Raw genomic sequence first — 14,050 nt, forward strand, 5'->3', positions numbered from 1 at the left:
CTTAAACATATGAAAAGAAGAGATTTTATCCAAAAAACAGCTGCTAGTTCTGCATTATTAGGATTAGCCAATATAGGTTTAAGTAGCTTTTCTACAATTGAAACAAAAAAAATTACCATTCTACACACTAATGATGTACATAGTCATATTGACCCATTTCCAGCAGATCATCCTAAGAATGCCAATATGGGTGGAGCTGCAAGAAGAGCTGCTTTAATTGAAAGTATCAGAAAAGAAGAACCTAATGTATTATTACTAGATGCTGGTGACATTTTTCAAGGAACACCTTACTTTAACTATTATGGTGGAGAACTTGAATTCAAATTAATGAGCATGATGCAATATGATTTAGCCACAATGGGAAATCATGATTTTGACAATGGAATTGATGGATTTTACGCACAATTACCACATGCAAAATTTGAATTTGTTTCAGCAAATTATGATTTCAAAAACACCATCTTAAACGATATTGTCAAACCTTTCAAAATTTTTGACAAAGACGGAATTAAAATTGGAATTTTTGGATTAGGAGTTGAACTTGATGGTTTAGTTGATAAAAAATTATATAAAGAAACCGTTTATAATAATCCAATTGAAGTAGCACAAGATATGTCTAGAATTCTAAAACATGACAAGAAATGTGATTTGGTTATTTGTCTTTCACATTTAGGATTTTCATACAAAAACGAGCCCTACAAAGTGTCGGATTTAGAGTTAGCAAAAAAAACAAAAGATATTGATTTAATTATAGGTGGACACACCCATACATTTTTAGACAAGCCAGTTATTGAAAAAAATAGCGATAATAAAGATGTTGTTATCAATCAAGTAGGTTGTTATGGAATAAATCTGGGCAGAATAGATTTTTACTTATCAAACGATAAAGTGTATCATAACCAAACCAAAAACATTATCGTGTAATACTATGTTCTCTATGTAAAAGATATTTTAACAAAAAATAATAAATAGGAACATCTACCAAACAACTAAGAAATATTAATGTATTATTGTGCAAATAATAGCTATTCAATGCTTCAAAAGTATCTGATAAAAAAAGACATAAAAGCATAAATAATAAAAATCTAGAAGCTATTGATTTAGCTCTAATTGCATTATAGATGCTAATAATTAAAACTGTTAAAAACATAAAGATATACAACAATACAACTGCCGCTTCTTTAAAAGGAATGTCATAAATAAAATTCAAAATTTTATAGATTACTACTCCAGACGAAATTGCAAGCAGAAAATAAGGGTAATTTCGCTCAATTATTGGCATTCTTCTAAATAATCTAGAATCAGAAACAACATAATAAAATAGAATTGAAATCGCTATTAAATATAAGTATGTTGAAAAAATATATAAACTTCTATCTTCAAGCAGAATTAAATTATCCGCAAAATATATTACCAAGTATAACAACATATTAAATAGGTAATTTTTCTTTTTTGTCAAAAAGAAATAAGCAAAAGCAATTGACGGAACAATAAGTGGTTTAAAATATAGCGCTAAATCAACGTCATTAAATATTTTATATATCACTAAATATATAATATTAACAATAAAATATAAACCAATTGCTGCGTTAGCTATTTTTTTTGAACTATTCTCCGATAGATATACTTCTTTTTCCATTCATTGAAAATTTTGTTCTATAAATAAAGTAACCTACATAAAAAAAGTATGACAATTGCTGAGTAACCACATTGATTAATTTCAAAGCTATTTCATCTTTCATTCGTAATGTAAATACAAAAAACAAATCAGAAACTATGAAGGTAGTTACTGCTAAAACCATATATAAGACAGTTCTATTATTAAAATTAAACTGAATTAAAAAAGTCAATATTCCCATCACAAACAACTGAATGCCATACATGATATATATGCTAAACTCAAATTGAGATGATTCATTTATAAATGATAAAACATTATATAACAGATAGAACAATAATAAAAGTACAATATAAAATGAGACATTACTAATATTATATTTCTTTTTTTTAGAATAGAATAAAAAATCCTGTCCAATAAAATAGATAATTATAAAATAAGGTATTCCAAAAAAAATCAAACCTGGAATCAAAAAATCTTCTCGGCTAATTAAATGCAATATTTCACCGATAAAAAAAGACAAAATAGATATTGAAAACAAAAAATCTACCCTACCTTTTACAGAAATAAAATAAAAATAATAAATCGACGGAATAATTATTGGCTTACAAAAAAGCTCTAAATTATCACTACCTATCATTACCGCTATCACATAAAAAACAACAGCCGCAAAGTATAAAAGTAACGCCGAATTTATTTTAACCATCTATCATATTTTTAAAATCTGTTTCCGAAATTATAGCAATTTTTAATTGATTCGCTTTTTCTAATTTTGATGGTCCCATATTATCTCCTGCAATCACATAATCCGTTTTTGAAGAAATAGAACTACCAACTTTTCCACCGTTATCTTCAATCGCTTTTTTGAGTTCATCTCTCGAATAAATTTCAAAAACGCCTGAAACAACAAAAGTTTTTCCTTTTAATTTCTCTGAAAGTAAAACATCATCAACCTTCGATTCTAATTGAACACCATATCGTTTTAATCTGTCAATGATAGTTATATTTTCTTGATTTTCAAAAAATTGAACTACACTTTGCGCAATTTTATCTCCAATCTCGTCTACTAAAATCAAATCCATTATGCTGGCTTGTGCAATCGCATCTATTGATTTGTAATGTTTGGCTAGTTTTTTGGCAACAGTTTCACCCACATAACGAATCCCTAACGCATACAAAACACGTTCAAAAGGAATTGTTTTTGATTTTTCAATTCCGTTGATTAAATTTTCGGCAGATTTCTCAGCCATTCGTTCTAAAGGAATAATTTGCTCTTTTTTCAGTTCATACAAATCTGCATAATTCGTAACCAAACCTGCATTAAACAACAAAGCAACTGTTTCTCCACCTAAACCATCAATATCCATGGCTTTTCGGGTAATAAAATGCTGAATTCTTCCAATAATCTGCGGTGGACAACCATAGAAATTTGGACAAAAATGGTTCGCTTCTCCTTCCGTTCTAACTAATTCGGTATGACATTCTGGACAATGAATAATGTATTTCGTAGGTTCCGCTTGATTTCCTCTTTTGGCTACAGCGATAATTTTAGGAATAATTTCGCCTCCTTTTTCAACAAAAACTTCATCACCAATTCTAATATCTAACTTTTCAATTTGGTCGGCATTGTGTAATGATGCACGTTTTACAATTGTACCCGCCAATTGTACCGGTTCTAAATTTGCAACTGGCGTAATCGCACCTGTACGCCCAACTTGATATGAAATCGAGTTTAATTTCGTAGTTACTTGTTCGGCTTTAAACTTATATGCCATTGCCCAACGTGGAGATTTTGCAGTAAAACCTAATTCATCTTGATGTTGTAAGTTATTTACTTTAATTACGACTCCATCTGTTTCATAAGGTAAATCGTGACGGTGTTTGTCCCAATAATTAATGTATTCAAAAACTTCTTCAAGATTTTTTGCTAATTTAGATTGAGTTGGTACTTTAAATCCCCAATCTCTTGCTTTTTGCAATCCTTCAAATTGAGTTTTAAAAGGTAGATTATTACCAATTACAAAATACAACAAACAATCTAATGGTCGCTTGGCTACTTCGGCACTATCTTGCAATTTTAAACTTCCTGAAGCTGTATTTCTAGGATTTGAATAAGGTGTTTCACCTATTTCAATCAATTCTTGATTCATTTTTTCAAATCCAGCAAACGGAAGAATAATTTCTCCACGAATGTCAAATTTATCAGGAAAATCACCTTTCAAATGAATAGGAACAGCCTTAATGGTTTTAATGTTATTGGTTACATCATCGCCTTGAAAACCATCGCCACGCGTTACAGCACGCACTAAACGACCATTCTCATAACTAATACTAATTGATGCACCATCATATTTTAGTTCGCAAGTATATTCTAACGGAACATCGCCTAAAACTTTCTGAATTCGGTTTTCCCAATCTTGCAAATCTTCAACAGAATAAGAATTATCCAATGAATACATACGATACTCGTGTGTAACAGTTTCAAAATTCTTGGTAACCATTCCTCCTACTCTTTGGGTAGGTGAATTTTCATCAAAAAATTCAGGATGCTGTGCTTCTAATTCTTGTAATTGTTTTAGTTTTTGATCAAATTCAAAGTCAGAAATCGTGGGATTATCCAATACATAATAGTTATGGTTATGCTGATTTAATTCGTCTCTTAAATTTTTAATAGTCTCTAAAACGCTCATATTACTGATTGATTAAGCTGTCTAATTTGGTAAACAATTCTCCTTTGCTAATGATTCCACCTTGTTTGATGATTTCAAACAATGATTCATTTCTGTTTTCTGATAGATCTTTCTTACCTCTTGTAATTTCTACATCATCGGAAAATAAATTTTCTGATAACCAATGAATTCCATCGGCAGAAACAAAGTCAATTTGTGGATTATTGGTTTTAATTACGAAAGAAAAAACTGCATTTTGCATGCATTTAAAAAGAAAAATGTAATTTTTAGAAAAATGATCAATGTGCGTAACATTCGTCAGTGCTTTTTCCCAAATCATATCAGAAAAAACGTCAATCTCTTGTTCGGCAAGGTGTGGTTTATTTTGCTTGATTTCATCCCATTCCTTTTTATCTATAGATTGTGTGGCTAAAAAAGTAATAAATTCGGGATGCAATTCTTCTAATTGCTCTTTGGTTAATCTTGCGTACTTCATTTAATAATTTTATAAAGTAAAGATAAAAAAAAAGCCCCGATAAAATCGGAGCTAATTTAAATTTTAAGAAAAATTATGCTTTTTCTCCTACGATTTCGTAAGGTAATTCAACGATAACATCTCTGTGTAATCTTACGTTTGCAGTATATTTACCTACACGTTTTACTACTCCACTTGTGATGAATTTTCTATCAATTGAATGACCATTAGCTTCTAATGCCTCAACAATGTTAGCATTAGTAACCGAACCAAACAATTTGTCACCACCTGCTTTAGCAGTAATTTTAATTTCTAAAGCTTTTAAAGCTTCAGCTAAAGATTTTGCATCTGCAACAATTTTAGCCTCTTTGTGTGCTTTTTGCTTTAAGTTTTCAGCTAAAACTTTTTTAGCAGATGGAGTTGCTAAAATAGCAAAACCTTGAGGAATTAAAAAGTTACGTCCGTATCCGTTTTTCACAGTTACTACATCATCTTTAAATCCTAAATTTTGAACGTCTTGTTTTAAGATAAGTTCCATGTTGTTGTCCTTTAAATTAGAAGTTAGCCCGCCAATGGCGTGGCAACAACTATAATGTTAATGATTATTTTAATAAATCGGCCACGTATGGCATTAAAGCTAAGTGACGAGCTCTTTTTACAGCTACAGAAACTTTTCTTTGGTATTTTAATGAAGTACCTGTCAAACGTCTTGGTAAAATTTTACCTTGCTCGTTAACAAATTTCAATAAAAAGTCAGCGTCTTTATAATCGATGTATTTAATACCTGATTTTTTGAAACGACAATACTTTTTCGTTTTGTTTGTATCTATATTCAAAGGCGTAAGATATCTGATATCTCCGTCTTTTTTACCTTTTGCAGATTGCTCTAATGTAGACATAATTAGTTTGTTTTAGATTTTAATTTTGCTCTTCTTCTTTCTGCCCAAGAAATTGCATGTTTGTCTAAAGACACAGTTAAGAAACGCATAACACGCTCGTCACGACGGAATTCAGTTTCAAATGCAATAATAATTTCAGCTGGTGCTTTGAATTCGAATAAGTGGTAAAATCCACTTTTCTTGTGTTGAATTTCGTAAGCTAATTTTTTTAAGCCCCAATCTTCTTTCGATACCATCTCAGACCCTTTAGAAGTAAGAAAATCTTCAAACTTGCTTACTGTTTCCTTTACCTGTTGCTCAGATAAAACGGGATTCAAGATGAAAACAGTTTCATAATGATTCATAATCTTTATATTTATTGTTATAAAATTGGGTGCAAAAATAGTAATTTTATTCTAATTATCAAGTTTCGATTGATTTTTTTATTTCGATCCAGAAAACGATATTTTTTAAATTTTCAAACAAGACCTATTTTATTTCTTTTCAACTTAATTTTATCCTTAAGAAATAACAAAACAACAATAATCATAATAAATTCAAACGGAAAACTATATCTATCATTTGTACCAAAAGTAACTAATGCTTGCAAAATAGAATTTGAAAATACGATTACAACACTAATAACCTCATTTGACAAGTCTTTCGTTTTGAAAAAAAGGTATAAATAATAGGGAATCGATATAACAAAAAGCAATCTAAAAAACGTTAAAATAGCATATTGAATGTACCAAATTCCCATACACAACTTATTCCCATACTTAAAATTAAATTTTGAATCATTAAACTTTATAGTTGGCTTCCAAAAGTTAAACCACGACCTAAAAATAACTTGCTTTGCGTAATCTAAAGGATTTTCTTTGATAGCAACTTTTGCAAACTTTCCTAACTCAATTGAAAATTCTTGAAAAGTCAAATTGTATTTATCATAAGCACCATCTTCATAAGCAAACCAAATAGACATCGCTACATCTTTGTTTTCTTTTATCGCCTTTTCTCTGTATTGAACATAAGGTTTTGAAATCCAATCAAACTCTTCAGGTGTTTTCTCCGCAAAATAAACACAATTTTGAGCATTAGTTAAACCATAATACGACGTTGCAGCAAAGTAGCCTGTATTAACTTTATTAACATAACACCAACCATAATAAGCAAATAAAGAAAAAACTATTAGTATTAAATTTTGAGAAAGTATGGTTTTCAATTTTGGCTTTTTAAGAAATAAAAAAAGTAAAAATAAAAAAGGTAAAAAAGCATAAAAAGGCTTAATTAAAACCAAGTAAGAAAAGAACAAACTCAATCCAATAAGTGAAACTATATTTAATCTATCTAAAATTTTAATCGAAATTAAATAAAACAATACAGACATCATAAATAACACTAAAGACTCAACTAAAATGCAAGTTTCATAAAAGAAAATATTGATAAAACTAGATAAGAAAATAGTAATTATAAAGCTTGATTTTAAACTAAATTTAAAATTTAAAAGAATTTTAAACCACAAGATCATAGAAATTACTCCAATTATAAATTGTGACAAGAGAACTAAGTACAGATTTTGATTGAAAAAAGAAATAACTATTGGATATCCTAAAGAGCGTAATCCATGATAACCTTTTAAATTGAAAGAAGAAACAAAGTTTGCTAATTCGATATAACCATCAGAATCAGGAAAAATGGTTATTGAAGTATAGAAAAATAAAAAAAAGAACGCTCTGAATAGCACTCCAAATAAAACTAAACTTCTAATTGGCCTTTTTAATAAACTGCCAAGCAACTTATTTATCTTTTTCAATATCTTTTCAATCATTGTTGCGTTTTTTAAAAAATAATTTACTAAACATAAATAAAACCATCAAAAAAGTAATTGCATTTGCAATTACATACGCTTGCATGATTCCATTCAAATGAAGTGAATCAAATAGAAAAAAACTTAATATTAAAAATAATACATTATAAATTAACTCAACCAGAACATACTTTATAACCATTGCTTTTACCAAAATTTGAAAACCAAATGCCAATGTCATAATGCGAAATAAATCACCTAAAAGTTGCCAAATTAAAAATTCACTCACTGGTTTAAAATCCGAAGTTAATACGATTGAAATTATAATATCTTTTAATAAAAAAACCAATATAAGCACTCCAATAAAAACTGGAACTAATATTTTAAAGTAATATTTTAATTCGGCTTTAAATTCATCATCCGTTTTTAAAGCTGATAACTTTGGCAAATAATACAACGATAGTCCTGCATTAAAAAACATCATGTAAAAACCAGAAATTCTTGTAATTGCTTCCCAAATTCCAGCATCATATAAATTTGAATTGTCTATAATATAATTACGAACTAAAATAGCAGTAACAGGAATTACAATGGCACTAACTAGAGCCATTACAATAAATTTGGAGATGGTTTTTAAATATTTTGACTGAAATTTAAAAGAAAAAACAAACCGTTCCCTAACAAAAAAAAAGGTTACTACAAAACTTATAAAATCAGCAATTGCAATTGCAAAAAAAGCACCTTCTAAATTTTGCTTATAGATAAAATAAAAAGAACTCACAAACAAAAGAATATTTGTTACGATTTGAATTCCAACTATTTTTTTGAATTCTTGATTGGCATTAAAAATAGTAACCAGCAATGTTTGTAATACAAAAAACGGCAATAGTACTGCAAAATATCGCAAATAAGTTGCAAATAGTATCTCTTTAAAAAGATATACACTAAAATCTTCCGCAAAAAATAAAATTAAAAAAGCTAAAAAAAAAGAAATCAATAAAAAGAAAACTAAAAATGAGGAGATCACATTATTTTTTTCTTCTTTACTTTCTGAATTTTCTAAAAACAATTTAATTAATCCTTCTTTTAAACCTAGGATACTTATCGATTTGAACAGACTAGTAAAACTTCTGAAATTACCAGTTAACGCCATTCCGTTTGGACCTAAAAACTCAGAAATAATTCGCACAGAAAAAATCCCTAATACAAATTGAACCAACACACTAAATGCATTTAGTGATAAAACTTTAAGTAGCTTATGTCGTTCAAAAAAACTCAAATTAAATTTCTTTAATAATTTTTACAGGATTTCCGACAGCAATTACGTTGGCGGGAATATTCTTAGTTACAATAGCACCATTACCAATAACTGAATTTTCTCCAATTGTAACTCCTTTCAAAATAGTAACATTGTCTCCAATAAAGACATTCTTTTCAATTATAATTTCTTCAGATTTTGGAATTCCAGAAAGTCTCTTATCTATAGTTAAATCATGCCCATCATTATCCAAAATTGCACAATTAATTCCAATCAAAACGTCATCTTGAATTGTTATTTTTAAAAGTGCTTCAATAGAACAATTATTGTTTATTGTAACATTATTTCCAATGATAATTTCGCTTTCTAAATTTCTTGCTTCAAAATAAGAATAATGCGTGTAATATTTTGGTGAGTTAAGCACACCTATTTGGACGTTTTTTCCGAACGAAATTTTTCCTTTTCCATTCAAAAGTAATGGATGATATAATTTAGGTTGCCCCAAAACTTGTTGACAACTTGACAAACTCTTGTATTTAAAAATACGAAGATTTACAAAAGCGAATTGTTTCAGTTGATGCAAAATTCCCATTTAATAATTGTTTATAGTTGTAATAATAAGTTGGATTTCCTCTTCGGTTAAAGTTGCATTCAATGGAATGCTCAGCACCTCATCATGAATCTTTTCTGTAATCGGAAATGATAAATTATTCCAACAACTCAAAGCTTTTTGTTTATGTGGAGGAATTGGATAATGAATCATTGTTTCAACACCGTTATCTAGCAAATATTTTTGTAATTGGTTTTTGTTTGCAGTACGAATCACAAATAAATGAAACACATGATTATCCGTTCCGTCCCAATGTGGTAATACTATTTTATTATTCTTAATTTCGGAAAGATAGCGTTTTGCAATTTGCCTTCTTGTGTTGTTTTCTTTGTCCAAGCAAGGTAATTTTACATTTAAAAAAGTCGCTTGTAATTCATCTAAACGCGAATTTACACCTAAAAACTCATTTTGATATTTTACTTTAGAGCCATAATTTCGAAGTGAATATAAAACAGCTGCTAATGCATCATCATTAGTTGTTATAGCACCTGCATCACCCAAAGCACCTAAATTTTTTCCTGGATAGAAACTAAAAGCAGCAGCATCAGATAAATTTCCGGCTTTTTTAGTTTTGGAAAACAGGCTCCCGTGTGCTTGAGCAGCATCTTCAATTACTAATAATTTATATTTTTGAGCAATTGTATCTATTTTTTCCATCTCACACAATTGTCCATATAAATGCACAGGTAGAATAGCTTTGGTTTTGGCAGTTATTTTTTCTTCTATTACATCCGGATTAATATTGTAAGTATCTAATTTAGGTTCCACTAAAACTGGAACTAAATCGGATTGTAAAACAGCTAAAATAGTAGCAATATAGGTGTTTGCAGGCAAAATAACTTCATCACCTTTTTGCATTTTTCCTAATTGGATATAAGCTTTAAAAATTAAGACTAAAGCATCTAAACCGTTTCCTACACCTACACAATACTTTGCACCACAATAGTTTGCAAAATCAACTTCAAATGTTTTGACTTCACTTCCTAAAATATACCAACCACCTTCAAGAAACTGCTTCATTTTTTCTTGTAGTGCCGTTTCAAACGGTTGATTTATTTTTTTTAAGTTAAGAAAAGGAATCATATCAATACATTTTCTATAAGTGGATAATTTTTAGTTTCAATTTCATAAAAATTTTGAACAATTGTTCTTGCTCCAAAAGATTCTTTCCAAAATAAAATACCTTCCTTTATTTTTTTTCCATTCTCTTCGCTTGAAGGTCCAAAATCGAAATATTCTTTTTCTTTAAATTCACATATTAAAAATTCATATAAAAAATCTAAACTTCCTAATCCATTTTTATCTGAAGTTCCAGAAATATATTGAGGTTTAGCAACTTTATCATAAACAAACATGGTTGTTCCTGCAACAATTACCTCATCTTTATACACATTAAATTGCCTAATATTATTTGGAAATTTTGATTTTAAAAAATTTATTTCTTCTAGTGAATGCACTGGTTTTGCATTATATTTTTGTTCTAAATTAGGAATTAAAATTTCATTCCAAAATGTTTTAAAATCAGTTTCTTCTTTGACCTTCAAATTATTTTTAATACCCCGATTTATAGCTTGTTTTCTGTCTTTTGAAAAACTATAATCTGTTTTCAAATCTAAAACTGATAAGCTATCTCTTCTCACCAATTTAGCATTTAAAATAAAACTCAAATACTCCATTTCATCCGCTGGAAAGTTGGTATAAATTGATGGTAATTGTTTTACATGTAATTTTAACACTTCATTTTCATCCAAATAACGCAATATATTATATGTTATTTCAAGCACATCTTGCAATTTTGATTTTTGATTTAAAACCAATCCTCCATAAGTTAATCCTTGATGTGAATAAATAGTATTCCCTAATTTATTTGCAGGTAAAATAGCTTTCAGATTTTCTTTTTCGTCAAAAATTAATAATGAATAATCTTGAAATCTATCGCTATGATATTCCATAAAATCTCTGTGAAATAAAAAAGTAGCATTTTTAGCAGCTGCTACAAATTCATTCCAAAGCGAATAATTTGTTGATTGATATTTTTTAACGACGTAATTCTTCAAAACTTATTTTAATTGCGGAAAATTACTAATTTTTTAGTTGACAAAGTTTCAATATTCTATTTTTTAAAAAAAATATAGTAAATTGGAACCAAAATTTCTCAAAAACAATACGTTGAAAAGAATTATTGGCCTTATTTTCTTGTTTTGTATACTGCTTCCAACTTTTGTTAAAGGTCAGGATATTTCTTTATTTAACCAACTTAACGGGAGATATGATTTTACCTTTATTGGAAACACTTTAAATCCTGACGAAAATACATTTCAATACCCAACTTTTTTAAATACTCAATCTTCCGCAACCCTAAATTTACAAAGTAACGACAATGTCATTGCTGCTTATTTATATTGGGCAGGAAGTGGCAGTGGAGATTTAGAGGTAAAACTTAACGGAGTAGATATAACTCCTGACATTTTAAGTAATGTGGTTGGTACATCAAGTAATCTGACTTATTTTAGTGCTTTTAAAGATATTACAAGTTTTGTTCAAACAACAGGAAATGGCACATACACGCTTTCTGATTTTGATTTAAATAGCTTAGTAACTACTTATTACAATAATGCAACACAATTTGCTGGCTGGGCAATTTTGATTGTTTTTGAAAATCCAAATTTGACACTGAACCAAATTAATATCTATCAAGGTTTAGAAGCTCTTTCTCCGAATTACCCAACTATTGACTCAAAAACTATCAGCTTAAATAATTTATATTTAATTAGTAATACAGGAGCAAAAATTGGTTTCATTGCTTGGGAAGGTGATCGATTCATTCAACAAAGTGAACAACTTAGCTTTACTTCAAATGGAAATACAAATATTCTGAGTAATAGCATAAATCCAAGCAACAATGCATTTAATGGTACAAATACCGAAACCAACTCAATAGTCTTGTACAATATGGATTTAGATGTTTATTCTATTGAGAATTATATTATACCTGGAACTACCTCTGCAACAGTATCTTTACAATCAGCTCAAGATTATGTAATGTTGAATACTATTGTAACAAAACTCAACAGTCAATTACCCGATGCAACTATTGTAACTAGTAACCCCATAACCAATTGCAATTCAAGAGAAGTTACCATCGATTTTACAGTTTCAAACACCAATAGTACTGAAGTTCTACAATCTAATACACCAATCACTTTTTATGCTGACGGACAAGCTATAGGCACAACCTTTACACAAAATAGTATTCCAATTGGCGGTAGCGAGAATGGATTTTTTACAGTAGCTATTCCAAATTCGGTGCCTTTAAATTTTAATTTATTAGCTGTCGTGGATGACGCAGGAAATGGTATTGGAATTGTAACCGAACTTAACGAAAACAATAATACTTTCCTTCTACCTATTGAATTAATTGTTTCTCCAGAAGTTAATTCTCTAGAAAATTTAATTTCATGCAATTTAGGTTTAACCCGAGGATACTTTGATTTTTCTAGCTATGAAAGTATCGTAAAGACTGATCCTACTCATATAGTAACATTTCATGAAAATTATACTGATGCCAACACTGGAATAAATCCAATTTTAAATTCAAATAATTACGAAGCACTTACAACTCCAAAAGAAATATTTATCCGAATAGAAAATGAATTTTGCAACACCATAACCTCTTTTCAACTACTTACAGAAAACTGTCCTCCAACGATTTACAATGCAGTTTCTCCAAATAATGATTATTCAAATGATACTTTTTATATTGAAGGATTACGAGATATTTTTGTGAATTTTAAATTAGAAATTTACAATCGATGGGGAAAACATTTATGGACAGGAGATAACAGTAAACCCGATTGGAATGGTTATGTAGCAGATGGCATTGGGGAAAAGATAGCTCCTTCTGGAACATACTTTTACATCTTGTATCTTAATGATATTAACTATCCAGAACCTTTAACTGGTTATTTATACATCAATCGATAATTACATGTTTTGCGTGTAATAATTGTAATCCTTTAAAAGAGTTCTGATAAAATCACTATCTGTCCCCGATTGATTTTTTATTCCGGTTACGTTCACTACTTTTTCTCTCAATTTCACAATAGTTACATAATCTCTCTGCACTATTGCTGCTTCAAAAGTTTCTTTTACAATCCGAACATCATTATCTGAAAGTTTTATCACTAAAGGATAAGTAGGTACATAATCGGCATTAATATCTTGAATAATAGTGTGATTAATGTTGATATTGTTTTTCAATGTGATTATTGCCGTTCCTGCAGCCATATCTCCCAAACGTTGGTTTTTTTTACTCGATACTATAGCAATTAAACCGATTACACCATACCCGATGGAAATTTCAACCAATCTAAACAACCATCTGATTAAATAATCACCAAAACTTGCTTGATAGCCATCTAATTTAATCACTTTTAATTTCATGATTTTTTTTCCAATTGTTTGCCCTTCCCAAAAGCTTTCTTGCACAAGGGAATAAAACATAACTGGTAATCCAATAATAGAAATTATGGCAATAATTGACCATTGATCTAAATTTTGAAATAAATTCTCTAATTCGAAAATTTGAAACATAAAAAAAACTAAGACACCATAGGCTATTTTAACCAGTAAATCAAGTAGTTGTGCCAAAATTCTATCACCAACAGAAGCTGCGATAAAATTAATATTTACATTTTGGGTCGTATTTATTGATAATTGTGTCATATTTTATATT

General features: G+C 29.1%; 15 protein-coding genes. 2 read left to right on the forward strand and 13 right to left on the reverse strand.

Annotation, left to right across the window (positions count from 1 at the left end):
* The first annotated feature begins 9 nt into the window (after nucleotides 1-9).
* Complete coding sequence (locus VK164_RS05945) at nucleotides 10-924, forward strand: metallophosphatase (protein ID WP_324208485.1); 915 nt, start codon at nucleotides 10-12, stop codon at nucleotides 922-924.
* On the opposite strand, the gene VK164_RS05950 is transcribed toward VK164_RS05945, so the two are convergent.
* The 12 genes from VK164_RS05950 to VK164_RS06005 all read right to left on the reverse strand — a co-directional run bounded on the left by VK164_RS05950 (nucleotide 914) and on the right by VK164_RS06005 (nucleotide 11,372).
* Nucleotides 914-1,639 carry a hypothetical protein gene (locus tag VK164_RS05950; RefSeq protein ID WP_324208486.1) on the reverse strand — a complete coding sequence of 242 codons (726 nt, stop codon included), beginning with the start codon at nucleotides 1,637-1,639 and terminating at the stop codon, nucleotides 914-916. The two genes, VK164_RS05945 and VK164_RS05950, sit on opposite strands and share 11 nt — an antisense overlap.
* On the reverse strand, nucleotides 1,608-2,324 hold the full coding sequence (locus VK164_RS05955; RefSeq protein ID WP_324208487.1) for a hypothetical protein: 717 nt from the start codon (nucleotides 2,322-2,324) through the stop codon (nucleotides 1,608-1,610). Before VK164_RS05955 ends, VK164_RS05950 begins: the two co-directional genes overlap by 32 nt.
* A complete protein-coding gene (gene ligA / locus VK164_RS05960) occupies nucleotides 2,317-4,308 on the reverse strand; it encodes an NAD-dependent DNA ligase LigA (protein WP_324208488.1) in 1,992 nt (663 codons plus the stop codon). Before ligA ends, VK164_RS05955 begins: the two co-directional genes overlap by 8 nt.
* A 1-nt stretch (nucleotide 4,309) precedes the next feature.
* The gene (locus tag VK164_RS05965) at nucleotides 4,310-4,783 is read right to left on the reverse strand and encodes a DUF6495 family protein (protein WP_324208489.1); all 474 of its coding nucleotides are present in this window, start codon (nucleotides 4,781-4,783) and stop codon (nucleotides 4,310-4,312) included.
* Nucleotides 4,784-4,856: 73 nt separating this feature from the next.
* Nucleotides 4,857-5,300, reverse strand: coding sequence for a 50S ribosomal protein L9 (rplI, locus tag VK164_RS05970; protein ID WP_324208490.1), 444 nt, complete (start codon nucleotides 5,298-5,300; stop codon nucleotides 4,857-4,859).
* Nucleotides 5,301-5,364: 64 nt separating this feature from the next.
* Nucleotides 5,365-5,661 carry a 30S ribosomal protein S18 gene (gene rpsR, locus VK164_RS05975; protein ID WP_008253655.1) on the reverse strand — a complete coding sequence of 99 codons (297 nt, stop codon included), beginning with the start codon at nucleotides 5,659-5,661 and terminating at the stop codon, nucleotides 5,365-5,367.
* Nucleotides 5,662-5,663: 2 nt separating this feature from the next.
* On the reverse strand, nucleotides 5,664-6,005 hold the full coding sequence (gene rpsF, locus VK164_RS05980; protein ID WP_166235845.1) for a 30S ribosomal protein S6: 342 nt from the start codon (nucleotides 6,003-6,005) through the stop codon (nucleotides 5,664-5,666).
* Nucleotides 6,006-6,118: 113 nt separating this feature from the next.
* Nucleotides 6,119-7,468 carry a hypothetical protein gene (locus tag VK164_RS05985; RefSeq protein WP_324208491.1) on the reverse strand — a complete coding sequence of 450 codons (1,350 nt, stop codon included), beginning with the start codon at nucleotides 7,466-7,468 and terminating at the stop codon, nucleotides 6,119-6,121.
* The gene (locus tag VK164_RS05990) at nucleotides 7,461-8,726 is read right to left on the reverse strand and encodes an O-antigen translocase (RefSeq protein ID WP_324208492.1); all 1,266 of its coding nucleotides are present in this window, start codon (nucleotides 8,724-8,726) and stop codon (nucleotides 7,461-7,463) included. Before VK164_RS05990 ends, VK164_RS05985 begins: the two co-directional genes overlap by 8 nt.
* A 1-nt stretch (nucleotide 8,727) precedes the next feature.
* Entirely contained in the window at nucleotides 8,728-9,297 is a 570-nt protein-coding gene (locus tag VK164_RS05995; RefSeq protein ID WP_324208493.1) for an acyltransferase, read from the reverse strand.
* Nucleotides 9,298-10,398 carry a DegT/DnrJ/EryC1/StrS family aminotransferase gene (locus VK164_RS06000; protein ID WP_324208494.1) on the reverse strand — a complete coding sequence of 367 codons (1,101 nt, stop codon included), beginning with the start codon at nucleotides 10,396-10,398 and terminating at the stop codon, nucleotides 9,298-9,300.
* Complete coding sequence (locus tag VK164_RS06005) at nucleotides 10,395-11,372, reverse strand: GNAT family N-acetyltransferase (RefSeq protein WP_324208495.1); 978 nt, start codon at nucleotides 11,370-11,372, stop codon at nucleotides 10,395-10,397. The genes VK164_RS06000 and VK164_RS06005 overlap by 4 nt, the downstream gene beginning before the upstream one ends.
* A gap of 112 nt (nucleotides 11,373-11,484) precedes the next feature.
* Here VK164_RS06005 and VK164_RS06010 point away from each other — a divergent pair, with 112 nt between their 5' ends.
* Entirely contained in the window at nucleotides 11,485-13,299 is a 1,815-nt protein-coding gene (locus VK164_RS06010) for a gliding motility-associated C-terminal domain-containing protein (RefSeq protein WP_324208496.1), read from the forward strand.
* Here the strand turns inward: VK164_RS06010 and VK164_RS06015 are convergent, their stop codons facing one another.
* Entirely contained in the window at nucleotides 13,300-14,040 is a 741-nt protein-coding gene (locus VK164_RS06015) for an RDD family protein (protein ID WP_324208497.1), read from the reverse strand.
* Nucleotides 14,041-14,050 lie beyond the last annotated feature (10 nt).

It is taken from the genome of Flavobacterium sp., assembly GCF_035299005.1.
Lineage (GTDB): Bacteria > Bacteroidota > Bacteroidia > Flavobacteriales > Flavobacteriaceae > Flavobacterium.

What these genes read in the sequence shown, in the direction of transcription:
- VK164_RS05945 (WP_324208485.1), top strand. Translation starts at nt 10, where the DNA reads ATGAAAAGAAGAGATTTTATCCAAAAAACAGCTGCTAGTTCTGCATTA.
- VK164_RS05950 (WP_324208486.1), bottom strand. Translation starts at nt 1,639, where the DNA reads ATGGAAAAAGAAGTATATCTATCGGAGAATAGTTCAAAAAAAATAGCT.
- VK164_RS05955 (WP_324208487.1), bottom strand. Translation starts at nt 2,324, where the DNA reads ATGGTTAAAATAAATTCGGCGTTACTTTTATACTTTGCGGCTGTTGTT.
- ligA (WP_324208488.1), bottom strand. Translation starts at nt 4,308, where the DNA reads ATGAGCGTTTTAGAGACTATTAAAAATTTAAGAGACGAATTAAATCAG.
- VK164_RS05965 (WP_324208489.1), bottom strand. Translation starts at nt 4,783, where the DNA reads ATGAAGTACGCAAGATTAACCAAAGAGCAATTAGAAGAATTGCATCCC.
- rplI (WP_324208490.1), bottom strand. Translation starts at nt 5,300, where the DNA reads ATGGAACTTATCTTAAAACAAGACGTTCAAAATTTAGGATTTAAAGAT.
- rpsR (WP_008253655.1), bottom strand. Translation starts at nt 5,661, where the DNA reads ATGTCTACATTAGAGCAATCTGCAAAAGGTAAAAAAGACGGAGATATC.
- rpsF (WP_166235845.1), bottom strand. Translation starts at nt 6,005, where the DNA reads ATGAATCATTATGAAACTGTTTTCATCTTGAATCCCGTTTTATCTGAG.
- VK164_RS05985 (WP_324208491.1), bottom strand. Translation starts at nt 7,468, where the DNA reads ATGATTGAAAAGATATTGAAAAAGATAAATAAGTTGCTTGGCAGTTTA.
- VK164_RS05995 (WP_324208493.1), bottom strand. Translation starts at nt 9,297, where the DNA reads ATGGGAATTTTGCATCAACTGAAACAATTCGCTTTTGTAAATCTTCGT.
- VK164_RS06000 (WP_324208494.1), bottom strand. Translation starts at nt 10,398, where the DNA reads ATGATTCCTTTTCTTAACTTAAAAAAAATAAATCAACCGTTTGAAACG.
- VK164_RS06015 (WP_324208497.1), bottom strand. Translation starts at nt 14,040, where the DNA reads ATGACACAATTATCAATAAATACGACCCAAAATGTAAATATTAATTTT.